Below are 266 nucleotides of genomic sequence, written 5' to 3' on the forward strand. Positions count from 1 at the left end.
TGGACACAATGATAAAGGGGGAAGCATCATGCGAGGGGAACGGTTGAACAAACGTAACGCTTGGTACCAAGCGGTGTGGCGTTGGCATTTTTATGCAGGTCTCATATTTGCACCGATTTTCAATATCTTGGCTGTGACAGGAAGCATTTATTTATTTGAACCGCAAGTAACAAAGATGCAATACAAAGACATGATGACGGCATCTTTCACGGAAGAACAGCCGATAGAAGTCCAAAAGGAATCATTCATGACAAAATATCCGGATG

General features: G+C 42.9%; 1 protein-coding gene. It reads left to right on the forward strand.

Going from position 1 to position 266, the window contains the following annotated elements; genetic code table 11:
• Positions 1 to 28: 28 nt before the first annotated feature.
• Positions 29 to 266 (forward strand): PepSY domain-containing protein (locus tag AC2Q9J_RS18055; protein WP_499042076.1); only part of this gene is annotated, 238 nt, incomplete at its 3' end.

The organism is Planococcus sp. RAB007_Raresut, assembly GCF_057369535.1.